The following is a 21163-nucleotide window of genomic DNA, read 5'->3' on the forward strand; positions in this document are numbered from 1 at the left end:
TTTGTTAAATGAGACAAGGGAGATATGCTGATGATAAATAGACGTTTTTTCAGTGTCGTTTTACTATTAGGTGCATTGAGTCTGGTGCTGGCAGCATGTGGAGAAAAAACGCAGGAAGATGTTGTGGAGGAATTGCAGGAGACAGTTGCCGATCTAGAGGGGTATAAAGCCACTGCGGATATGACGATGAATACAGGAGAGCAGGAACAAACATTTTTGATTGATATATGGTATCAGGCTGATGATCAATATCGTGTGAAGCTGGAAAATGAAGCTGAGCAGAATGAAAGTCAAGTCATTTTGAAAAATATGGATGGTGTTTTTGTATTAACGCCAGCTTTGGAAAAAAGTTTCAAATTCCAATCGGATTGGCCAGAGAATAGCAGTCAGCCATATTTGCTTCAATCACTGGTCAATGATGTATTAAACGATCCAGAAGCGCAATTTGAAACAACGGAAGACCATTATATTTTCCGGACGAAAACAAATTATCAAAGCAACAATAATTTACCGGCTCAAGAAATTTACTTTGACAAATCCAGTTATACACCAGCAATGGTCAATGTGTTAAATCAAGATGGGGAACCGCTGGTTAATGTCACTTTTCATGGTTTTGATTTAGATGCAACATTTGCAGAAGATGATTTTACGATGGAGAAGAACATGGAGCAGGAAACAGATGAGGAAAGTGCTGGTGCAGAAGAGGGAGCAGCTGTAGAAACAGCTGCGCAGGAAGTACGGGAGTTGTATCCTACGTTTACAGCTGGAGCAGAAATGGCGGATAAGCAAGAGGTTCCCCTGGAGGATGGAGAGCGAATTATTACAACCTTTGAGGGAGAGAAAAACTTTACACTTGTTCAGGAAATCAGAGAAACAGCTCCAGTGAGCTCAGCTCCAGAAGTAGTCAATGGAGATATTGTGAATCTGGGAGCTACTGTTGCTGGGTTGGAAGATAATGTTTTAAAATGGAGTTATCAGGGTGTTGATTATCAATTGGCAAGTACAGAGCTGACGAAGGAAGAAATGATTGAAGTAGCACAATCTGTCCAAGGACAGTTAACAAAATGATACGGTTAATACAAAAGCAGGCTCTCTGAAAACGGAGTCTGCTTTTGTATGTCCCATTTCCAGTTTAGAGGTATGATTTTAACATATTGGCATATAATTAATAGACAGGTATTTATTTCGTTGCATAAATCAGCTAAAGGATAAAAATCGAATGAAAAATTCAAGGCTTGGTGAACGTTCTTTCATTTTTGAACATAAAATGAAAATTTAATGAAGAAAAATATTGTTTAACGGAGTATTTTCCTCAGCGGCAGTCAGGAAGCCGGGAGGAAAGCAGCGTAAGGGAAAAACGCTCATTTTTAACACTTCAAATAATATAGATACCACAAAATTTAAGGTTTAAAACGACAAATTTACATGATTTTTTTACAAATTCGCCATAACCCCTTTGCAAAAGTATGTTCACAATGCTATCATAATATTAAATTGAATAACGAACGTTAATTGTTGGCGGGGGTGCTTGGTTTTGGCTGAAAATAAAGAAGAAATTTTAGTGAAAATACCGAAAAATTTGCTGAGTGAGGTGGATGGATTAATGAAATATGAGAATAGCTCTGACTTAAGTGATTTCATTTGTGAAGCAACTCAAATTTATTTAAACCATAAAAAAGAAGAACACCTCCAGCGTTTTCATGAAACGATGCAGCGCGGATATGAGGAAATGGCAAGAATTAATCTAACGATTGCTTCAGAGGCTTTTCAAGCTGAAGAAGAGGCTGAAATTACTCTAGAGCGCTCTGTGATCGGGGTGTAACACTTGTGATCGTTCAAAGAGGCGAGGTTTATTTTGCTGACTTATCCCCTGTGGTTGGCTCAGAGCAGGGCGGTGTGAGACCGGTTCTTATTCTCCAGAATGATATAGGTAACCGATTTAGTCCGACTGTGATTGTGGCGGCCATTACCGCGCAAATTCAGAAGGCTAAGTTGCCAACGCATGTAGAGATTGATGCAAAACGTTATGGGTTTGACCGGAATTCAGTTATTCTGCTGGAACAAATTCGCACGTTAGATAAGCAGCGGTTAACGGATAAAATTACAAAATTAGATAAAGAAATGATGGAAAAAATCAATCAATCATTAGAAATAAGCCTTGGCTTACGAGATGTCTACAGTAATAATTAATACTTTTCTGATGCGTAAAAAGACTGTCCTTATATTAGGGCGGTCTTTTTTAATGAAGTTTCATTGGAGAAAGAAAGGAAAGCATATAAAAAGTGGAGGAGGAAGCTCTAACGGGTTCCATAGGGTGAATAATCTCAAGTCTCAAAAAAATACTCCGTTTTCCATAGATCCCGAGCTCCTCTCCTTTAAAGAAGACTTAGCGATTGGCAAGCCGACAGGCGCAGACAGAGCTAAAGTCGCACTTATGCCCAGAGGGTGAAAAGAAGACTTAGCGATTGGCAAGCCGACAGGCGCAGACAGAGCTAAAGTCGCACTTATGCCCAGAGGATAAAATAGAAGTTCGTTTTTTCTGCAGGGATTTATTTGATAAAAGCAGATAGTAATAAGACCGTTGTAACAGACCTCTCCTTGGCAAGAATACCGATGTTTTAAGAAATTATTCTCCTTCGTTAAAAGATATAGTAAAATGAAAAGGAATGAAGGTGGAGGTTGATAACGATGGATACAATCATTTTTGATATGGATGATACATTATATGACCAGGCTGCGACATTTCGAAAAACATGTAAAAAAATGTTGAACGTGGCTTTGTCGGAAGCGGAGTTAAATCATCTTTATCTATTAAGTCGCAAACATAGCGATGCGCTATTTGATGATCAGGTAGCAGGTAAAATTACAATGGAAGAAATGCATATCCGGCGAATCAAAGATGCTTGCGCAGAAATAGGAATACAGATAACAGCAGAGCAGGCTTTAGAATTTCAGGACAGTTACGTCCAAGAACAAGGAAAAATAGAGTTATTTGATGAAGTGGTGGAGCTCCTGGATTATCTTTCAGCGAGTCAGAAGCAATTAGCTGTAATGACAAATGGTGCGGAAGGACATCAGGCAATGAAAATCAAACAGTTAAAGCTGAACAAGTGGATTCCGGAAGAGCGTTTATTTATTTCTGAAACAATAGGGCATGCGAAACCATCCACAGCAGCGTTTCAATTCATGGAGGACAAGCTGGGTTTAAAGAAAGAAAATACAGTGTATGTCGGCGACTCCTTTGCTAATGATATTGTCGGTGCCAAACAGGCAGGCTGGCATGCCGTCTGGATGAACCATCGACAGAGGGAAGAACCGGAAGGAAGAATAAAAGCAGATAAAACAGTAACCAGTGCAGCAGAGCTATATACATTTTTTCGGGAAGAGACGCTAAGCACATAATGGATTAGGTTAATGAAAGTAATTTCATCATATAGAGCCTTGAGGGATTCCTCAAGGCTCTTTTTGTGTAAACTCAAGGGAAGTATTCCGGTAAAGGATACTGCTTCAAAGTGAATATTGAAATTTTCTATATAATGATATGCCAAACTTCTTGATTTTGATTATCGGTCTTTTTGGACACGAAGAATAAGTCCTTACATAAATTATTTATAATAATACCTATTGTAGTGAGAGGAATAGGGTGATATACTAATATTCAATTTATAAATCTTTGTAAAATACTCGGGATACTCAAATATAAGTGAGAAAAGAACGCTGCAACTATGGAAAATAGTACACTATTCAGCAAAAAAATAGGTTTTTCTAAAATGAAAATTTAAAAATCTCAAAATATCTGTTAGGTGATGGATAGAAGGAAAGAGAGATCTAAGAAAGCTTAAAAATTACGAGGGAAGGATTTTTTCGTCGTGAATATGCATATGATGTGCTCAGTAGAAATTTGGCGTTAATATTTCTTCCAATCGTAATAAAAAAGAAACGGCAAATCGGGAAGGCTGATTAGAAGTATATTGGTTTTGTAGGGTTATGCTGTATAAAGGAAGGAGAATATTTGTGAGTACAATTGTTGTTATATCAGGAAGTCCTTCAACATTATCCAGATCAGAACGCGTTCTTTATTATTTAGGTGAATTGGCGGAGCAGCAAGGGTTTCGTGTAAAGCATATATCCGTCAGAGATGTAGAAGCAGAAGATTTGCTGTATGCGAACTTCCAAAGTCCGAAAATCAAAGAGATTGCCGGGGATTTGGAAGCGGCAGACGGGGTCATCGTCGGGAGTCCTGTCTATAAAGCCTCCTATTCAGGCATCCTAAAGTCATTATTTGATTTAATGCCCCAGGATGTTTTACGGGGGACGGTTTCACTGCCTGTTATGACAGGGGGAAGCCTCTCGCATTTATTAGCATTGGATTATGCCTTAAAGCCGCTGCTTGCTACGTTAAAAAGCCAACCCTTAAAAGGGTTATATTTTCAGGATAGTGAAGTTGATAAAACCAAGGATAATCCAATCCTGGATGAAGCCATGATTACTCGGACACATAAACAATTGGATTATTTCCTGGGGAATTTAAAACGAAAAGAATTTGTTTAACTGGTTCTTTTTTCAATACATAAAAGGGTCTGCAGCTAAGCAGGCCTTTTTTTAATGAGGGAGCTTTTGTCAATAAAATGAGAAATTAATAGAAGCGTGTATGCGGGGGAGTGGATAGTGTAACTTGAAAAAATGCTGTGTTTATTTGATATATGGTACAATTGAGGTAAAATGGGAATAGTAGTTTCTGTATACTTAGAAGAGGCTGATACAAAAGTATTTTGACTGGAGTTTTGTAGAAGTTTGTATTAATATGGAAAAATGTTTAGAATTTGGAGGTATCAGGGGATGGATGCAAATCTGAAAGAATTAATGATCAGTAATAGTGATTCTATTGTTGATAGTTGGATGGATGAAGTAGGGAGAATAAAATCAGGGAATTATACAGCGAGTATATCTGATGAACTCTATGAGAATACCAACCGCGAATTTGTGAATGTTATTTTTACAAGTATCCAAAATCAGGGGTCTTCGAAAGTAGTAGAAGAATTTTCGGAGAAAATGATCAACCTTGGCTGGCCGCTCAGTTATATAACCGATGGGCTGCAGGTTTTTCGTCGTGTTACCATTGAATTTTTACTGAAGCAAGCAGACCAAGTAGATTCCAGTCATTTTTCAAATGTCTTAACAAGCGTAGATGAATGGATAGAACCATTGATTCGACAGCTCGTCAATGAGTATTCAGGAAGCTGGGAAAATATTTTATCTTTACAGCGGGTAGCTTTACAGGAACTATCCGCACCGTTGATCCCTGTTATGGAAGGGATAACCGTCATGCCGTTGATTGGAACCATTGATACGGACAGAGCGAAATTGATTATGGAGAATTTACTGGAGGGGGCAATCAAGCATAACTCCGAAGTTGTCTTAATAGATATTACGGGTGTTCCTGTTGTGGACACCATGGTAGCACATCATATTATTCAGGCAGCGGAAGCGGTCAGACTGATTGGATCTACATGTATTCTTGTAGGCATCCGTCCGGAAATTGCTCAAACGATTATAAATATAGGGATTGATTTAAGTAAATTCCCTACCAGAAGCTCTTTGAAAAAAGGTTTTACCAGAGCGCTTGAAATAACTGGAAGAACTGTTGTGGATTTGCCTTCTAAAAACCAAGGCATTGATGAAATAATGAATGCTCTTAAGGGGGAATAGAGAAAATGCGGATACCTATTTTAAAGTTGCACAATTATTTGCTGATTTCTATTCAGACGGAGATTGATGATCAAACGGCTATTAAATTTCAGGAAGATTTATTAGCAAAAATTCATAAAACAGGTGCAACAGGTGTTGTGATTGATTTGACATCTGTTGATATCATTGATTCTTTTATTGCAAAAGTACTTGGTGATGTTGTGTCCATGTCGGATTTAATGGGGGCGCGTGTTGTATTAACTGGAATTCAGCCAGCTGTTGCAATGACATTAATTGACTTGGGAATACACTTGCAAAATGTCCCGACAGCATTAGATTTAGAACAAGGTTTAGTGAAGTTACATCAGGAATTGGGAGGTTAATATATGAACCCAAGATCCTGTGTCAACATTCATAAAGAGTGGGATATTGTTGGAGCAAGACAGCTCGGACGGGAAATGGCAAAAGAAATTGGCTTTGGAACCGTTGATCAGGCAAGGATTGCTACCGCAGTATCTGAATTAGCTCGCAATATTTATTTATATGCTAAAAATGGACAGGTTTGTTTTGAGTACATTTATACGAACAGTCAAAAAGGAATCTTAATGACAGCTGTGGACACTGGTCCAGGAATAAAAGATATAAGCCGTGTCATGCAAGATGGCTATACGACCTCTGGAGGGCTTGGTGCTGGACTGCCCGGGGTAAAACGCTTGATGGATGAATTTGATATAGAATCCGCAGCGGGGGAAGGAACTAAAATCAAAGCGATTAAATGGATCAGATAATATAATCCTTTTATTTTAGCACCCTTCCTTATTTTATCCAGTACATGCCATTGGTAATCCAGGTGAGAAAAAAAGAAAGAGAAAACAGTTGTGTTTAAAAATCACGAAACACCGGTTTACCAGCTCGGGGAAAGCCTTAAAAAAGAATAAAAGGTTCTTTGAAATAAGGGGGGAGTAACCACAGTGGAAGAAACGATCAGAAAAAATACTGTAAAATACCAGAAATTATTACAAAAATATATTGAAACACAAGATGAGAAATCATTGTATGACCTTGAATTAATCAGCAAAGCTTTTATTAAAAAGAATATCTTGCCGGAAGAATTAATCAATTTGCATATTCAGGCAATGGAGCGGATTTATCCTCAATTATTGGAGGAATATAAGCTGTCGATGGAATTTTTATTAGAAGCTACGGTTTTCTATGGATTGGCATTGCAGGAAGTTGATTATTTAAGACAGGAAAAAGATGTGCTGACTTCTGAAATTTCTGTTGCGGCGAATATGCAAAAGACCTTGCTTGGAACGCAAAGGCCGGAAGTAAGCGGATTAGATATCGGCGCGATTAGTGTTCCTGCTCATCAGATGAACGGAGATTATCATCATTTCACCAAAGGAAGCAATGGGACAATCGGGATTGCCATTGCGGATGTCGTTGGAAAAGGAATACCGGCAGCACTGTGTATGTCGATGATCAAATATGCAATGGACAGTTATCCAGAAGCGACAATGTCACCAAATAAAGTATTAGAAAACCTGAATCGTGTAGTAGAAAGAAATATTGATCCCAGTATGTTTATTACGATGTGTTATGCACATTATTTGCCGGCGGAAAGTAAATTAAGATTATCTTCCGCAGGGCATGAGCCGGGATATATTTTCCGTGCAGAAACGGAAGAATTTGAAGAGGTTCGTGCGAAAGGGATTGTACTCGGCGTGATGCCGGATGCTACTTATCGGGAATATGAATTAGCAATTCAGAAGGATGACCTGATTATCTTTCTGACAGATGGTGTTTCCGAGTGCAGAGACGGCGACCGGTTTATTGAAACAGAAGAATTGTTGGAAGTCATCCGAAAATATATTGATTTACCGGCACAGGAGCTGGTAGAAAATGTGTATCAGTATTTTGAAAAACTGCAGGATTTTCAATTGAGGGATGATTTTACATTAATTGTTCTTCGTAAAGAGGTTTAAAGAAATAAATGCAGGGAATACAATATAATAGTTTATTCTAGTTAAATAAATTTCGTTTCAAATGTTATAGAGAAAATGAATTTATAATGTATAGTCATCTAATCTTATATCTGGATGGCAGAGGGGGTTATTATGAATTTATCAGTAAACGTACAAGAAGACAGCAATGTAAAAGTTTTAGAAGTGAGCGGAGAGATTGATGCATACACAGCTCCGGAGCTGAAAGAAACATTAATGCCGCTGATGAGAGAGAGCGGCAATGAAATCGAAGTAGATTTAGAAAATGTGCAGTATATGGACAGTACCGGTTTAGGAGTGTTTGTCAGCGCTTTGAAAGCCTCTAAGGAAAGCGGAAGCCATTATACGTTGAAAAATGTGCAGGATCGGGTTTTTCGTATTTTTGAGATTACCGGACTTAGTGAGATTATAGAGATCAAAGCAGCGATTCGAGGTGGCAATGAGTGATGGAAGCATTTGATTATATAGAGATGAAAGTACCGGCGAAAGCGGAGTATATTGGAGTAATGCGTCTGACTCTATCGGGGGTTGCCAACCGGATGGGCTTTTCCTATGATGCGATTGAAGATTTAAAAGTAGCTATCTCTGAAGCAGTTACAAATGCTGTAGAGCATGCTTATGAAGAAAAAGAATCTGGTGAAATTACAGTTGGCTTCGGCCTGTATGAAGACCGGATGGAAATTATGGTAGCTGATCGCGGAGGAAGCTTTGATTTAGAAGAAGTAAAGAACGGTACAGGGCCATATCAATCCGATGAACCTGTTGAAAAAATCCGGGAAGGAGGGTTTGGCCTATTCCTGATTGAAGCACTCATGGACGAAGTAAAAATCAACAATAAATATGGCGTAATGGTTATTATGACTAAATACAATAGAGAAGAAGAGGTGGACATGGATGACGACCAAATCTCAACCATTCAATAGAGGGGGAGATGAGGTTTACCAATGGATAAGTACACTTCAGGAAGATCCAACAAATGAAGAATTACAGGAAAAGATTGTTTTAACTTATCAGAATCTCGTTGGATCTATTGCCAGGAAGTACTCCAAAAATAGCGCTATTCATGAAGACCTTGTACAAGTCGGCATGATTGGATTGCTTGGGGCAATTAAGAGGTACGATCCGTCATATGGTAAGTCGTTTGAGTCTTTCGCTATTCCAACCATTATTGGTGAAATAAAGCGATTTATACGAGATAAGACATGGAGTGTCCATGTGCCTCGTCGTATTAAAGAATTGGGACCAAAAATCCGCAAAAGTGCTGATGAACTAACGACTAAAAATCAAAAATCTCCTACCATACAAGAAATTGCAGAACACATTGGTGTACCGGAAGAAGAAGTTTTAGAAACAATGGAAATGAGTAAAAGCTATAAAGCTTTATCAGTTGACCATAAAATTGAAGCTGATTCAGACGGCAGCACTGTTGCTATATTGGACTTAATTGGTAACGAAGACAATAGTCTTAAAAACTTGGAGCAAAAAATGATTCTTGAAAAAGTTCTTCCTGTTTTATCAGAACGGGAGCAGCTTATTTTAGAATGCACCTATTTTAAAAACATGAGCCAGAAAGAAACAGGTGAAATGCTGGGTATTTCTCAAATGCATGTGTCACGGCTTCAAAGACGAGCACTCCGTAAATTGCGAGAAACAATGCAAACAGAAAGTACGGAGGTATTCGATTGATTTCCGGTAAATATGTCGATGTTTCCGTCTATCAACAATCTAAAAAGGGTAATCATTTATGTGGAGACAGTTACTTTTTTATAGAAGAAGACCATATGTTTCTAGGAGTGCTCGCGGATGGTCTTGGAAGCGGGGCAATTGCAAAAGAATCCTCACAGGCAGTAATCGATATTGTGAAGGAGCATAAATTTAAAACAGTAAAAGAAATTGTTGATTTATGCAATAAAAAATTGCTTGGCATGCGTGGTGCAGTGATGGGGATTTTAAAATTAGACTTCATCGATCAGACCTTTACTTTTTCCTCCATTGGAAATATAGGGATTATTATTTTGGAGCGAGGCTGTAAGAAAAAGCGAAATATTCCAAGCTCTGGATATTTGGGATCTCGTTACCGAGGCGTAAAGGCTATGACGGAAAAATTAACCGATGGAACAAATTTCATTGTATTTTCAGACGGCGTAAAAGATAAAGAGTTATCTGCGTATTATTTTAAAGACTACAATGTAGAGCAGATTACGGATACTTATGCGCAGCATAGTGACGGTACCAGGCAGGATGATACAACGTTACTGGCAATTAGATACAAAGGAGAAAAAGGTTGATTTATAATCACAATAACATGAACATGGATTCATTTATTATTGATTATAAATCAATCTTTTTTGTTGTGTCAGAAAGCATTGACACGTTTAATTTGATACAATAGAACGTAGAGTAAGGAGGAGAAGCAACAGTGAGTGCAGATGAAAAATTAATTGCAATCGTATCAAAAGATACCAATATTCAAGGAAACACTGTTTCGAAAGTGATTTCTCTTTTAAATGAAGGGAATACCGTTCCGTTTATTGCAAGATATCGAAAAGAAGCCACAGGCGGATTGGATGAAGTAAAAATAAAAGAGATACAGGATAGGTGGACATATGTCCTTAACCTGTCTGAACGAAAACAAGAAGTACTTCGTATCATTGAAGAACAAGGTAAGCTGACAGATGAATTAAGAAACGACATTGAAAAAGCGACGCAGCTTCAAAAAGTAGAAGATCTGTATCGCCCTTATAAACAAAAACGCCGTACAAGAGCTACTATCGCAAAGGAAAAAGGATTAGAGCCATTTGCCCAAGCTATTTGGGAGCAGAGCGAATCACTTGAGTTAGAACAGGAAGCCACACAATATTTCTCTGAAGAGCATGAGCTAAGCACCGTAGAAGAGGTACTTCAGGGAGTAAATGATATCATTGCAGAATGGATTTCTGATGAACCGGCTTACCGTGAATTTATTCGCGATGCCACGATGAAGCAAGGAACCATCCAATCTGAAGAGAAAAATAAAGCAGCAGATGAAAAACAGATTTTTGAGATGTATTATGAATATAGTGAAACGGTTCGCTCATTAGTTTCCCATCGTATTCTTGCACTTAACCGCGGAGAAAAAGAGGGGATTTTAAAAGTACAGGTAGAACCGCCTGTTGATAAAATAATTGCCTATTTAGAGAAAAAGGTAATTAAAAAAACGTGCCCGCAGCATATGAAGGAATTATTAACAGCAGCTGTAGAGGATAGCTATAAAAGGTTGATTGAACCCTCCGTGGAACGAGAAATCCGCAGTGCACTTACAGAAAAAGCGGAAGCACAGGCGATTGAAGTTTTCTCCGTAAATTTAAGGAATCTATTACTTCAGCCGCCATTAAAAGGGAAAGTCATTTTAGGAGTGGATCCGGCTTTCCGTACTGGCTGTAAGCTTGCGATTGTGGATGAAACCGGGAAGGTCCATCAAATCCATGTGATTTATCCGACTGCTCCAAAGAAAGATGTGAAGGGCGCAGAGAAGGTGGTTATCAGCTTAATAAATCAATTTGATGTAGAGCTGGTTGCGATTGGAAATGGTACAGCATCACGGGAAACAGAGCAATTTATTTCAGATGTATTAACAAATAACAAGCTGGATATTCCGTATATTATTGTAAATGAAGCAGGAGCAAGTGTGTACTCTGCCTCCGCTTTAGCAAGAGAGGAATTCCCTGATCTACAAGTAGAGGAAAGAAGTGCTGTATCTATTGCAAGACGGGTACAGGATCCATTAGCGGAACTGGTGAAAATTGATCCGAAGTCCATCGGCGTTGGGCAATATCAGCATGATGTCAGTCAAAAAGAGCTGTCCAATTCGTTGACATTCGTTGTGGAAACAGCGGTTAACCAAGTCGGTGTTAATGTGAATACAGCTTCTTCCTCTCTTTTGCAGTACGTATCTGGTTTAAGTAAAACCGTTGCAAATAATGTGATCAAAAAACGGGAAGAGGAGGGGAAATTTACCAGCCGGAAGCAATTAAAGAAAATCCCGAGACTTGGGGCGAAAACATATGAGCAGGCGATCGGTTTCTTGAGAATTGTAGATGGGGATACACCGCTTGACCGTACTCCTATTCATCCGGAAAGCTATCCACATGTGAAAGCATTATTAAACAAGCTCAAGTTTGATGAACAAGCTCTGGGGACAGCGCCTTTGCAGCAAAAGATAGAAGGAATAGACAAGCAGGCTGTCGCGGAAGAATTAGAGATTGGACTGCCGACATTAGAAGATATTCTGGAGGCATTAAGCAAGCCGGAACGTGACTTGCGTGATGATTTTCCACAGCCGTTATTAAAGAAAAATGTCATGAATATGGAAGATTTAAAACCTGGCATGGAGCTTCAGGGAACGGTGCGAAATGTGGTTGATTTTGGAGTCTTTGTTGATATTGGTGTTAAACAGGACGGTCTTGTGCATATCTCTAAGATGTCCAAGCAGTTCGTCAAGCATCCCATGGATGTCGCTTCTGTTGGTGATGTAGTCACCGTCTGGGTCGATGATGTGAATGTCCAAAAAGGAAGAATTGCGCTTTCAATGATTCAATAATGTATAAATAAGATAAGGGAGCTTCCATGCTGGGAAGTTCCCTCTTTTTCAACCATAAAAAAAGACGCTCACCATTAGATAAGGAGAGGTCTTTTTTTATTTTTCTATTATTTTACAGATTCTTCGTTTGCAGCTTCCACTTCATCAAGAGAGATGCCAATTGCTTCTGCAACGCCTTTTCCGTATTCTGGATCAGCTTTATAGCAATTGTTGATGTGACGAAGTTTTACTGATTTTGTTGCTGGAGCAATATCATCCGCTGTATTTTGGAAAAGAGCTTGTTTTTGCTCATCAGACATTAAGCGGAATAGCTTACCTGGCTGTTCGTAGTAAAGCGCATCGTCCTCATCAAAATCAAAGTAATCAGCATCTACATCTGTGCCCAGCTGTAATGCAGGCTCCTGATGCTCTTTGCTGTCTTCCCATTCTCCATATTGGTTCGGGCTGTAGCTGACTTGTCCGCCAGTGTAAGGGACAACACGCATTGCGCCGTCACGATGATATGGGTGGAAGTTTTTCGCGTTTTTCGGATAGTTAACAGGGATTTGCCAGTGGTTCACGCCTAAACGGTAGCGCTGTGCATCTCCATAAGAGAATAGACGGCCTTGCAACATTTTATCTGGAGAGAAACCAATGCCAGGAACAATGTTTGTAGGAGCAAATGCAGCCTGTTCTACTTCTTCATGATAGTTTTCCGGGTTTTTATTCAGTTCTAATTCGCCAACTTCGATAAGCGGGAATTCATCTTTGTACCATACTTTTGTTAAATCGAATGGATTGTAAGGCATATTTTTAGCTTCTTCTTCAGTCATAACCTGAATGTACATTTTCCATTTAGGGAAGTTTCCTTCTTCAATAGCAGTGTACAAATCACGTTGGTGACTTTCGCGGTCTTCACCGACAACTTTTGCAGCTTCTTCGTTTGTAAGGTTTTCGATACCTTGCTGTGTTCTGAAGTGGAATTTCACCCATACGCGCTCGTTATTTTCATTATATAAGCTGTATGCATGGCTTCCGAATAAGTGCATGTTGCGGTAAGATTTTGGAATCCCGCGATCAGACATAACAACAGTTACCTGATGAAGTGCTTCTGGTAAATTAGACCAGAAATCCCAGTTTGCATCAGCATTCTTCATATTTGTTTTTGGATCACGTTTTACAACATGGTTCAAATCTGGGAAACGTTTAGGGTCTCTCATAAAGAATACAGGCGTATTATTACCGACTAAGTCCCAGTTTCCTTCTTCTGTGTAGAATTTCATCGCAGTACCGCGGATGTCGCGTTCTGCATCAGCAGCTCCGCGTTCACCAGCTACGGTAGAGAAACGGATAAACATGTCTGTTTTCTTCCCGACTTCAGAGAAGACTTTTGCTTTTGTATATTTAGTAATGTCGTTAGTAATCGTTAATGTTCCATAAGCTCCGGATCCTTTTGCGTGCATACGGCGCTCAGGAATTACTTCGCGATCAAAGTGTGCAAGCTTTTCAAGAAACCAAAAATCTTCCATTAATAATGGACCACGTTTACCGGCCGTTTTAGAATCATCATCATTTGGAACAGGAGCTCCAAATGCAGTGGTCATTTTTCTTTTTTCACTCATAGATAGTTTCCCTCCTATATATTAAATACAATTATTATAATAACATAATAAATAGTAGATTGCTATTAATATTCTTGTTTAATTTGAATGACATTTTTTTATTTTGATATAGAAGTCCTTCTTGACGGTGGGTATCGTATTTTTAAGCAAATGTTAGTAAAGTGTTGTTTTCTTTTAGAATAAAATAATATATTAGATAAGTGATTCTACTAATTCTCAATTAAGTTTTTTAAATGAGAATAAAACTCTTAGTATAACTGAAATATAAGATAGAGAATAGAAGTTCCGACAGCTTCTTTTTTATGTTAAAATGAGTTGTCATCAGTTAAACAATTTTTGGGAATGTCTGATGGCGTATAATAAAGAAGTATGTTTTGAATTGTCAGGAAGGTAAGAAGAACATTAAAATAATGAAGCTTTCTTTATATATTGGAGGTTGAAACAGATGGACCCAATGCCGGAGGAAGAATTGTACCAGTTAGTTAATCAGCTGTCAGAAGCTTTCTTTAATAAAACGTTTATGGACAAAGTACGATTTAACTCCCGTCTGCGGACAACTGGAGGGAGATATATCCCAAGTAAACGATTAATTGAATTGAATCCCAAATATGTACTGGAATCTGATAAGGAAGAGTTTCACGGGATTATTAAGCACGAGCTTTGTCATTACCATTTGCATATTGAAGGAAAAGGGTACCAGCATCGAGATAAAGATTTTAGAGAATTGCTTGCAAAAACGGGCTCTCCCCGTCATTGTAAACAGCTTCCTTCGAATCAGCAGCGCTACCAGCATATATATGAATGCCAAAAATGTAAAATGGTTTATAAAAGAGTAAGGAAAGTAGATGTATCCAGGTATCGATGTGGAAAATGCAGGGGGAGATTACATCTGATTTAATTTTTTTCAATTAAGTATTGACGAATAATATGATCCATGATAAATTAATGTAGCTGATATGAAATGACAGTTTTCATTCATTGCGAATGACCTGTTCAGCAGCTTTGTCGAATGGCTTGGATTTTTGAATAACTTTCTAAGCGAAAAAAACTTTTCAAGAAATTTAACAGTTTTTGTTGACAAAAAACAGGATATATTGTATGATATTTCTTGTTGTTGCGTAATTAGGATATTACATAGATAGTGACTGATTACTTTTATATTCCACAGTAGCTCAGTGGTAGAGCAATCGGCTGTTAACCGATCGGTCGTAGGTTCGAATCCTACCTGTGGAGCCATTATTTGGAGAAGTACTCAAGTGGCTGAAGAGGCGCCCCTGCTAAGGGTGTAGGTCGTGTAAGCGGCGCGAGGGTTCAAATCCCTCCTTCTCCGCCATTTTAATTTTCATAATGGCCCGTTGGTCAAGCGGTTAAGACACCGCCCTTTCACGGCGGTAACACGGGTTCGAATCCCGTACGGGTCATCTTTCTAAGAAATCAAAATAAATAATTGGTCCGGTAGTTCAGTTGGTTAGAATGCCTGCCTGTCACGCAGGAGGTCGCGGGTTCGAGTCCCGTCCGGACCGCCATTATAGTTGGGCCATAGCCAAGCGGTAAGGCATCGGGTTTTGATCCCGTGTACCCCAGGTTCGAATCCTGGTGGCCCAGCCATTTTCTTTTTAGAAGGAATACATGATAATACTATTACAGATAATAGTATTTTTTTATTGATAGGGACTATAAATAATGACCTGTCATATATAGGAGCCATTAGCTCAGTCGGTAGAGCATCTGACTTTTAATCAGAGGGTCGAAGGTTCGAATCCTTCATGGCTCACCATTTTTATCTTGCGGATGTGGCGGAATTGGCAGACGCGCTGGAATCAGGCTCCAGTGTCCGTTAAGGACGTGGGGGTTCGACTCCCTTCATCCGCACCATTTTTTTATATTATGCGGTCGTGGCGGAATGGCAGACGCGCCAGGTTGAGGGCCTGGTGGGTGAATAACCCGTGTGGGTTCAAATCCCACCGACCGCATCATATGTACAAACCAGTCATATCAAGGGTTGCAGACCTTTGATATTTTTTTATGCACTCATTTTTCTATATGAAATGGGTGTTTTTTTATATAGTTTTGACCAGTTTTTGACCATGTGAATAAATGGTAAAAATGAAACGTTCGGATTTAGAATAAATCATCCAATTTGTCAGCAGTTTCTCTTTGCTTACTAGAGAACAACTAAACATTAATTATCGTAGTAATGGATGAGCGCCCCAGGCGTTCTTTAAAGGTTACGTGTTCTTCGCTTTGAGGAACTAGTAAAGCAACGGGGAAATTTTTATATTATGAATATTATAAATCTTTTATTGAGCTGGTTTATTGCCAGATTGGGAAGGTGCTTACTTATCAACAACATTAAATCAGAGGGAGGATTGGTCGGTTCATACGATTTCTTTGGAGGATACGGTAAGTTCCATTGGCGGTTTTAGAACTGCTGTCGATTAAATCATTGGTTCTGAACCTGAGGATGCTCATCTATTGGTAACGGTAGGCGGGAATACATGGAATAATGATTATAAAAAGCTTTTGCATCTAATCAAAACGGCATTTCAAAATAATATACCTGTTGGAGCTATATGCGGAGCTGTGGATTATTTAGCGAAAAACGGTTTTCTAAATCATTATAATCATACGGGTAACTCTGTTGATGCTTGGAAGGGCTATGAAAATTATCATGCTAAGAGCAGTTTTTTTCAGCAGCAAGCAGTAACAGATAAAAATTTAGTCACTGCAAACGGAACAGCTCCGATTGAATTTACACATTTGATTTTAGAGTTGATCGAATTTGATACCTCCGAAAATATTAAAAAAATGATGTATATGTATAAGCATGGATTTTATAAATACTGTGAAAAATATGGGAATCCGTTTAGATAATCTTCGCTTGAAATAAAATGAAAATTATAATTATAGTAGAATTGAGTATAGAGATTGGGGAGAATTGTCCTGAAATGAATATGACAAAAGGTTGTATCAGAATAGCTAGAAGGATTTGTGGAGGGATAACGTGTCAAAAGGATTAAAAATTATCTTGCTTTGGTCGCTTGCTTTCCCTGCAATAATCACCATTGGCCGTATGATAATTGATTTTATTTTAGGCAGGGAAATGGAATTCATCTCATACACGGCTGTTTTTTTAGGCATAGGAGCAGCAGGATTGATTTTTGGCGGACCGCTAGTGTACCTTGTAACTAAATCTAAAGAGGAGAAATATTAATTTTTAAATCTATATAATGTTTTGGTCCGTTGTAAAAAAACAGGCACTTATTCCAATAATGGAAAGGGTGTCTGTTTTTTTTAGTGGAATTATTCTATTTTATAAACTGTTGGATAATATAACTTACACAAGGCTCTTTTCTTTTCTCACAGATTTAAGGGCATTGGACCAAGCGACAACATCATCAATCATTTCGCCAAATCTTGGTTTATGCACTTCCATTGGTGCAAAAGTTGCCATGTTCTCAAAGTCATTAAATAAGCTGAATGCACCTTGTGGTTCAACTGTAGCTACTTTTAAATTGGATAACGTTGTACGTAATGCAAGGGAAGCTGCAATACCAAGCGTAGAGCCATAGCTTACGATGCCTGCTGCTTTATGATGCCACTCTGAACCTAAATAATCTAAATGATCCTTAAGGGACGAAGGGAAATTTTTATTATATTCCGGTGTAACAAAAATAAACCCGTCAAACGAATCAATTTTTCTTGACCATGCACGCTGTTCTTCTGTTGCGTATTCTTTATTTGTCATAAGCGGGGGGATTGCTTCATTGAAACGTCCAAGACCACTTTCTTTTATATCAACAATTTCAAATTCTGCGTCTATATCTTTATTATCTGCAAAATCTTTAACCCATTCTGCAACTTGTAAATTAACACGTACATCACGTGTGCTTCCTGTAATAATACCAATTCTTGTCATGCTGTAACCTCCGTATAAATTTAGATGTAATGAATCAAATAATAAGTTTGTATTAATTTGATTACAAGAGTTATAATAAACCTAAAGTGCCTTTTTGAGAAGAAGGCACTTTATTTATACCTAGTTACTTTTAGGAAACCATTTGATATATAAGGGGTTCATGCATATATTTATAAAGGAGCGGTTGAAAAGTGAAGAATATAACGACAGGTGAAAATTGTGGAGAGCTTCAAGTTGCGTTAGATATTATTGTAGGAAAATGGAAACCGATTATTTTATTTCACCTTATGGAAAACGAAAAATTGCGTTTTAGTGAACTGCAGCGGGCTATTCCGGAAATCACTAAAAAAATGTTAACTTCCCAATTAAGAGAATTAGAATATAACGATATTGTTCATCGCAAGGTTTATCAGCAGGTGCCTCCAAAAGTGGAGTATTCTATGTCACCGTACGGTCATGGTTTAAAACCGTTATTAGTATCAATGAGAAGCTGGGGGACGGAGCATCTGGAACATTTGGAGAAATTATATGGAAAAGATAATGAAGAGCAGAAGGAACAAATATAATTCCCGATAAGTTGTAATACGAAGCGGAATGGTGTTTTCTATGAATTACTCACTTTGTTGTCCAGTAATAGTATGCTGATTAAGCTTGGATACTTTTGTGCTTTAAAAGTATAAATCATTTATGGATGTATAACAAGGTTATAAAATGTCTTGATCAAAGAAGGGTTACATTAGTAGAGAGTATATCACGGACAATTGCCTGCAATGCTACCGTCTCATATCTGCCTCTGCTTGTAACCCCCCTGTATTTTTATAAATTATATTATTGAAATTACCAAACTGATTCAAGTATATGAAGGATGCTTTGACTTAAATATTAGGAGGACGAGATGAATGGAAGGGAGAACGGTTTTGATAACTGGAGCTAATTCAGGAATTGGATTCGCAACAGCTGCTATTTTAGCCAGGCAAGGCTGTCGTATCGTCTTAGTATGCAGAAATAAGCAAAAAGGGGAAGAAGCACGTCAAGAATTATTAGCTGCTGCTGATAATAAGGATATAGATTTACTGATCGCTGATTTGTCCTCACAGCAGGAGATTAGAAAGCTGGCAGAGCAGGTTCAGAAGCGCTATTCCAAATTAGATGTTCTCATAAACAATGCCGGCGGTGTATTCGGTCAGTATCAAGTCAATAACGACGGCTTTGAAATGACTTTTGCGGTTAATTATTTAGCACCGTTTTTATTAACTCATCTGCTGCTTGATCAATTGAAGGCTTCCGGTTCAGGAAGAGTGGTTAATATCGCATCTGTCATGGAAGACAAAGAGTTTGAGCCGGATAATGCAGTAAATCAAACTGCTTCTGATTATTCGGGAATGCAGGCATATAAAACTGCAAAAACCGCTGTTCTGATGATGACGTATTATCTGAGTGAGCGCTTGTCAAACAGCGGTGTGACCGTCAATGCACTGCACCCAGGATTTATTTATACCCCTCAGGCAACCCGAATGGCACCGAAGTTTTTAAGACCAGTTATGAAGTTATTTTCAAAAAATCCAGAGCAAGGTGCCACTTTGCCTGCTTATTTGGCTTCATCCAATGAAGTGAAAGATGTTACAGGGAAGTTTTTTAAAGATAATAAAATAGAACAGACTTCCCCTGTTTCGTATAATGAAGAACGCCAAAAAGATTTATATATTAAAAGTCTTCAGTGGACGGGTTTAGAGGAATCTCCCTTTATAGAAAGTAATTAACTTTATGAGCTTCTGCTTTACTGAAGAAGTTTTCATTTTAATAAAGAAGGCAAAATTGCCATCTATGAAATCGAGAAACCGGGGTATAAGCGGTTTTCTGAGAATCAAAGCGGGAATCTAAAAATACTTCCTGGCATGTGCAGCAGCAGAAAAAAGTAAGTGCATGGCTGCTTTTTCAATTAATCATATCAAGGGTATTAAACCCTTGATATTCCACTTAAACTAATTCTTTTGAACGTTTTTTTATAAGTAAATAAACTACATACATAATGAAAAATAAGACGTATACGAAGGCAGATACAATATAGATAGTCTGATAAGACGCTGCTTCTGCTATTAATCCCAGTACCAATGAGCCGCCGCCTATCCCAATATCGAAAAAATTGAAGAAAGAGGCCATGGCATCTTCATGCTCCTGTTTATCGACTAGGTTGATACACCAGGTTTGTATAGCAGGAAGCAATGCTCCGAAACCTAGACCGTAAAATATTGCTGCTGTAAAAAAGACCGTGTCTGTATTGGCAATATATAAAAGACCTAATCCAATGATTGCAAAGATAGAACCTGGAATCAAGATGACGGCTGGTCCGTGCAAGTCAAACAGCCTGCCAGAAACCAATCGTACTGCAAAGCTGGCTGCCGCTATAACGAAGAAAAACAATCCTACATGAGAAAAATCCTTTTCCAAGGCATATAAAGAAAAGAATGACATGATTCCTCCTGCTGCCGTTCCGACTAATAAAATCAGAAGGGCAGGGAAGAGAACTTTCTTTTCAAGAATTTTTGTCTTTACACTGGCTGTTCTATCTAATTCTCTTCCATTTGGTGCGCGTTTAATCAATATGGCCATGATTACAGCCAGTATCAATACTGCCATTCCGCCTAAGAATAAGCGCTGAAAGTCATATAATTCCAGCGTTAAGATACCTATCATGGGACCGACAGAAATAGCAATCGTTTCACCCAGACCAAAATATCCAATTCCTTCTCCGAGCCGCTTTTTAGGAATGATTTCGGCTGCTAATGTAGCGAAATATGTCGTAATCAACCCAAACCCTGCTCCATGAAAAAGCCGAATAATCAATAGCGTAGTGATATCACTTGAAAGATAATAGGCTCCAGTCGCCAAGGCATTAATTAAAATACCTAGGATTAAGAGGAATTTTTTGTCCATTTTACTTGCTAGAAGACCAGCAAAAGGACGAGTCAGAATAGCAGATAACATAAATATTCCTGTGACGATGCCGACTTGGCTGGCGCCGCCTCCAATTGCAGTAATAAAGAGAGGAAGCGTGGGAAGCAGCATCTCGAAAATCATAAAAACTAAACCGTTGGAAACCACGATAAAGATAAAGGATAATGACCATATTTTGGTGTTTGAATCATGCATTTTTCGAAACTCCTTCTATGTTGGTGCATTTTGATACAAAGGACATTATATCTGATACGGGGCAGATGTAAAGAGGTTGAACGAAAGGATAGTGAATGAATTGTAAAATGGTGATGAATTAGTGATCTAACTGGAGAATGGGAGCTATCAGGCTGAGTCATTTTACAGGCTATGCATTCATGTGTTTTTAGAGATTATGACAGGAATTAAGCGGGGGAGTCAT

21 protein-coding genes, 8 tRNA genes and 1 pseudogene are annotated in these 21163 nt (G+C 38.5%); 27 read left to right on the forward strand and 3 right to left on the reverse strand.

Annotation, left to right across the window (positions count from 1 at the left end):
• The first annotated feature begins 30 nt into the window (after window positions 1-30).
• The 14 genes from BN997_RS11520 to BN997_RS11590 all read left to right on the forward strand — a co-directional run bounded on the left by BN997_RS11520 (window position 31) and on the right by BN997_RS11590 (window position 12270).
• Window positions 31-1068 carry a LolA family protein gene (locus BN997_RS11520; RefSeq protein ID WP_042532414.1) on the forward strand — a complete coding sequence of 346 codons (1038 nt, stop codon included), beginning with the start codon at window positions 31-33 and terminating at the stop codon, window positions 1066-1068.
• A 535-nt stretch (window positions 1069-1603) separates the two neighbouring features.
• Window positions 1604-1822, forward strand: coding sequence for an antitoxin (locus BN997_RS11525; RefSeq protein ID WP_374705761.1), 219 nt, complete (start codon window positions 1604-1606; stop codon window positions 1820-1822).
• Between the two features lie 5 nt (window positions 1823-1827).
• Complete coding sequence (locus BN997_RS11530; protein ID WP_042532419.1) at window positions 1828-2190, forward strand: type II toxin-antitoxin system PemK/MazF family toxin; 363 nt, start codon at window positions 1828-1830, stop codon at window positions 2188-2190.
• Window positions 2191-2688: 498 nt separating this feature from the next.
• Window positions 2689-3402, forward strand: a complete 714-nt coding sequence (locus BN997_RS11540; RefSeq protein WP_042532423.1) for an HAD family hydrolase — start codon at window positions 2689-2691, stop codon at window positions 3400-3402.
• Between the two features lie 612 nt (window positions 3403-4014).
• On the forward strand, window positions 4015-4551 hold the full coding sequence (gene ssuE, locus BN997_RS11545) for an NADPH-dependent FMN reductase (protein ID WP_042532425.1): 537 nt from the start codon (window positions 4015-4017) through the stop codon (window positions 4549-4551).
• A gap of 288 nt (window positions 4552-4839) precedes the next feature.
• Complete coding sequence (locus BN997_RS11550; protein ID WP_042532426.1) at window positions 4840-5709, forward strand: RsbT co-antagonist protein RsbRA; 870 nt, start codon at window positions 4840-4842, stop codon at window positions 5707-5709.
• 5 nt (window positions 5710-5714) lie between these two features.
• Window positions 5715-6071 carry an STAS domain-containing protein gene (locus BN997_RS11555; RefSeq protein ID WP_042532428.1) on the forward strand — a complete coding sequence of 119 codons (357 nt, stop codon included), beginning with the start codon at window positions 5715-5717 and terminating at the stop codon, window positions 6069-6071.
• A 3-nt stretch (window positions 6072-6074) separates the two neighbouring features.
• Window positions 6075-6476, forward strand: coding sequence for an anti-sigma regulatory factor (locus BN997_RS11560; RefSeq protein ID WP_042532430.1), 402 nt, complete (start codon window positions 6075-6077; stop codon window positions 6474-6476).
• Window positions 6477-6659: 183 nt separating this feature from the next.
• The gene (locus BN997_RS11565) at window positions 6660-7673 is read left to right on the forward strand and encodes a PP2C family protein-serine/threonine phosphatase (protein ID WP_042532432.1); all 1014 of its coding nucleotides are present in this window, start codon (window positions 6660-6662) and stop codon (window positions 7671-7673) included.
• 132 nt (window positions 7674-7805) lie between these two features.
• The gene (locus tag BN997_RS11570; RefSeq protein WP_042532434.1) at window positions 7806-8138 is read left to right on the forward strand and encodes an STAS domain-containing protein; all 333 of its coding nucleotides are present in this window, start codon (window positions 7806-7808) and stop codon (window positions 8136-8138) included.
• Window positions 8138-8614 carry an anti-sigma B factor RsbW gene (rsbW, locus tag BN997_RS11575; RefSeq protein WP_042532436.1) on the forward strand — a complete coding sequence of 159 codons (477 nt, stop codon included), beginning with the start codon at window positions 8138-8140 and terminating at the stop codon, window positions 8612-8614. Before BN997_RS11570 ends, rsbW begins: the two co-directional genes overlap by 1 nt.
• Entirely contained in the window at window positions 8586-9377 is a 792-nt protein-coding gene (gene sigB / locus BN997_RS11580) for an RNA polymerase sigma factor SigB (RefSeq protein ID WP_042532438.1), read from the forward strand. Before rsbW ends, sigB begins: the two co-directional genes overlap by 29 nt.
• Window positions 9374-9979 carry a PP2C family serine/threonine-protein phosphatase gene (locus BN997_RS11585; protein ID WP_042532440.1) on the forward strand — a complete coding sequence of 202 codons (606 nt, stop codon included), beginning with the start codon at window positions 9374-9376 and terminating at the stop codon, window positions 9977-9979. The genes sigB and BN997_RS11585 overlap by 4 nt, the downstream gene beginning before the upstream one ends.
• A gap of 131 nt (window positions 9980-10110) precedes the next feature.
• Window positions 10111-12270, forward strand: coding sequence for a Tex family protein (locus BN997_RS11590; protein WP_042532441.1), 2160 nt, complete (start codon window positions 10111-10113; stop codon window positions 12268-12270).
• Window positions 12271-12377: 107 nt separating this feature from the next.
• Here BN997_RS11590 and BN997_RS11595 read toward each other — a convergent pair whose 3' ends face one another.
• Window positions 12378-13871: a catalase gene (locus BN997_RS11595; RefSeq protein WP_042532443.1), complete on the reverse strand. Its 1494-nt coding sequence runs from the start codon at window positions 13869-13871 to the stop codon at window positions 12378-12380.
• 445 nt (window positions 13872-14316) lie between these two features.
• Here BN997_RS11595 and BN997_RS11600 point away from each other — a divergent pair, with 445 nt between their 5' ends.
• From BN997_RS11600 to BN997_RS11650, 11 genes and pseudogenes are all read left to right on the forward strand, one after another.
• Window positions 14317-14769 (forward strand): SprT family protein, encoded by a 453-nt coding sequence (locus BN997_RS11600; RefSeq protein WP_042532445.1) that lies wholly within the window; start codon window positions 14317-14319, stop codon window positions 14767-14769.
• Window positions 14770-15032: 263 nt separating this feature from the next.
• Window positions 15033-15107: transfer RNA gene (locus tag BN997_RS11605), tRNA-Asn, on the forward strand.
• Between the two features lie 6 nt (window positions 15108-15113).
• Window positions 15114-15204: transfer RNA gene (locus tag BN997_RS11610), tRNA-Ser, on the forward strand.
• 16 nt (window positions 15205-15220) lie between these two features.
• Window positions 15221-15292 (forward strand) — tRNA-Glu (locus BN997_RS11615).
• Between the two features lie 28 nt (window positions 15293-15320).
• Window positions 15321-15397 (forward strand) — tRNA-Asp (locus BN997_RS11620).
• Window positions 15398-15404: 7 nt separating this feature from the next.
• Window positions 15405-15479 (forward strand) — tRNA-Gln (locus BN997_RS11625).
• A gap of 93 nt (window positions 15480-15572) precedes the next feature.
• A tRNA-Lys gene (locus BN997_RS11630) sits at window positions 15573-15648 on the forward strand.
• Window positions 15649-15658: 10 nt separating this feature from the next.
• Window positions 15659-15746 (forward strand) — tRNA-Leu (locus BN997_RS11635).
• Between the two features lie 14 nt (window positions 15747-15760).
• A tRNA-Leu gene (locus BN997_RS11640) sits at window positions 15761-15844 on the forward strand.
• Between the two features lie 343 nt (window positions 15845-16187).
• Window positions 16188-16745, forward strand: a pseudogene (locus BN997_RS11645) (type 1 glutamine amidotransferase family protein).
• A gap of 130 nt (window positions 16746-16875) precedes the next feature.
• Window positions 16876-17085: a hypothetical protein gene (locus BN997_RS11650; protein WP_042532447.1), complete on the forward strand. Its 210-nt coding sequence runs from the start codon at window positions 16876-16878 to the stop codon at window positions 17083-17085.
• Window positions 17086-17208: 123 nt separating this feature from the next.
• On the opposite strand, the gene BN997_RS11655 is transcribed toward BN997_RS11650, so the two are convergent.
• The gene (locus BN997_RS11655) at window positions 17209-17790 is read right to left on the reverse strand and encodes an NADPH-dependent FMN reductase (protein WP_042532449.1); all 582 of its coding nucleotides are present in this window, start codon (window positions 17788-17790) and stop codon (window positions 17209-17211) included.
• Window positions 17791-17990: 200 nt separating this feature from the next.
• Here BN997_RS11655 and BN997_RS11660 point away from each other — a divergent pair, with 200 nt between their 5' ends.
• Window positions 17991-18356: a winged helix-turn-helix transcriptional regulator gene (locus BN997_RS11660; RefSeq protein WP_042536035.1), complete on the forward strand. Its 366-nt coding sequence runs from the start codon at window positions 17991-17993 to the stop codon at window positions 18354-18356.
• Window positions 18357-18689: 333 nt separating this feature from the next.
• A complete protein-coding gene (locus tag BN997_RS11665; RefSeq protein WP_042532451.1) occupies window positions 18690-19550 on the forward strand; it encodes an SDR family oxidoreductase in 861 nt (286 codons plus the stop codon).
• Window positions 19551-19767: 217 nt separating this feature from the next.
• On the opposite strand, the gene BN997_RS11670 is transcribed toward BN997_RS11665, so the two are convergent.
• A complete protein-coding gene (locus BN997_RS11670) occupies window positions 19768-20940 on the reverse strand; it encodes an MFS transporter (RefSeq protein ID WP_042532453.1) in 1173 nt (390 codons plus the stop codon).
• Between the last annotated feature and the right edge of the window lie 223 nt (window positions 20941-21163).

This window comes from Oceanobacillus oncorhynchi, from assembly GCF_000821065.1.
GTDB lineage: Bacteria > Bacillota > Bacilli > Bacillales > Amphibacillaceae > Oceanobacillus > Oceanobacillus oncorhynchi.

Excerpts from the sequence above, each read along its gene's own strand:
- BN997_RS11520 (WP_042532414.1), top strand. The coding sequence starts at position 31 with ATGATAAATAGACGTTTTTTCAGTGTCGTTTTACTATTAGGTGCATTG.
- BN997_RS11525 (WP_374705761.1), top strand. The coding sequence starts at position 1,604 with ATGAAATATGAGAATAGCTCTGACTTAAGTGATTTCATTTGTGAAGCA.
- BN997_RS11540 (WP_042532423.1), top strand. The coding sequence starts at position 2,689 with ATGGATACAATCATTTTTGATATGGATGATACATTATATGACCAGGCT.
- BN997_RS11550 (WP_042532426.1), top strand. The coding sequence starts at position 4,840 with ATGGATGCAAATCTGAAAGAATTAATGATCAGTAATAGTGATTCTATT.
- BN997_RS11555 (WP_042532428.1), top strand. The coding sequence starts at position 5,715 with ATGCGGATACCTATTTTAAAGTTGCACAATTATTTGCTGATTTCTATT.
- BN997_RS11560 (WP_042532430.1), top strand. The coding sequence starts at position 6,075 with ATGAACCCAAGATCCTGTGTCAACATTCATAAAGAGTGGGATATTGTT.
- BN997_RS11570 (WP_042532434.1), top strand. The coding sequence starts at position 7,806 with ATGAATTTATCAGTAAACGTACAAGAAGACAGCAATGTAAAAGTTTTA.
- rsbW (WP_042532436.1), top strand. The coding sequence starts at position 8,138 with ATGGAAGCATTTGATTATATAGAGATGAAAGTACCGGCGAAAGCGGAG.
- sigB (WP_042532438.1), top strand. The coding sequence starts at position 8,586 with ATGACGACCAAATCTCAACCATTCAATAGAGGGGGAGATGAGGTTTAC.
- BN997_RS11595 (WP_042532443.1), bottom strand. The coding sequence starts at position 13,871 with ATGAGTGAAAAAAGAAAAATGACCACTGCATTTGGAGCTCCTGTTCCA.
- BN997_RS11600 (WP_042532445.1), top strand. The coding sequence starts at position 14,317 with ATGGACCCAATGCCGGAGGAAGAATTGTACCAGTTAGTTAATCAGCTG.
- BN997_RS11655 (WP_042532449.1), bottom strand. The coding sequence starts at position 17,790 with ATGACAAGAATTGGTATTATTACAGGAAGCACACGTGATGTACGTGTT.
- BN997_RS11665 (WP_042532451.1), top strand. The coding sequence starts at position 18,690 with ATGGAAGGGAGAACGGTTTTGATAACTGGAGCTAATTCAGGAATTGGA.
- BN997_RS11670 (WP_042532453.1), bottom strand. The coding sequence starts at position 20,940 with ATGCATGATTCAAACACCAAAATATGGTCATTATCCTTTATCTTTATC.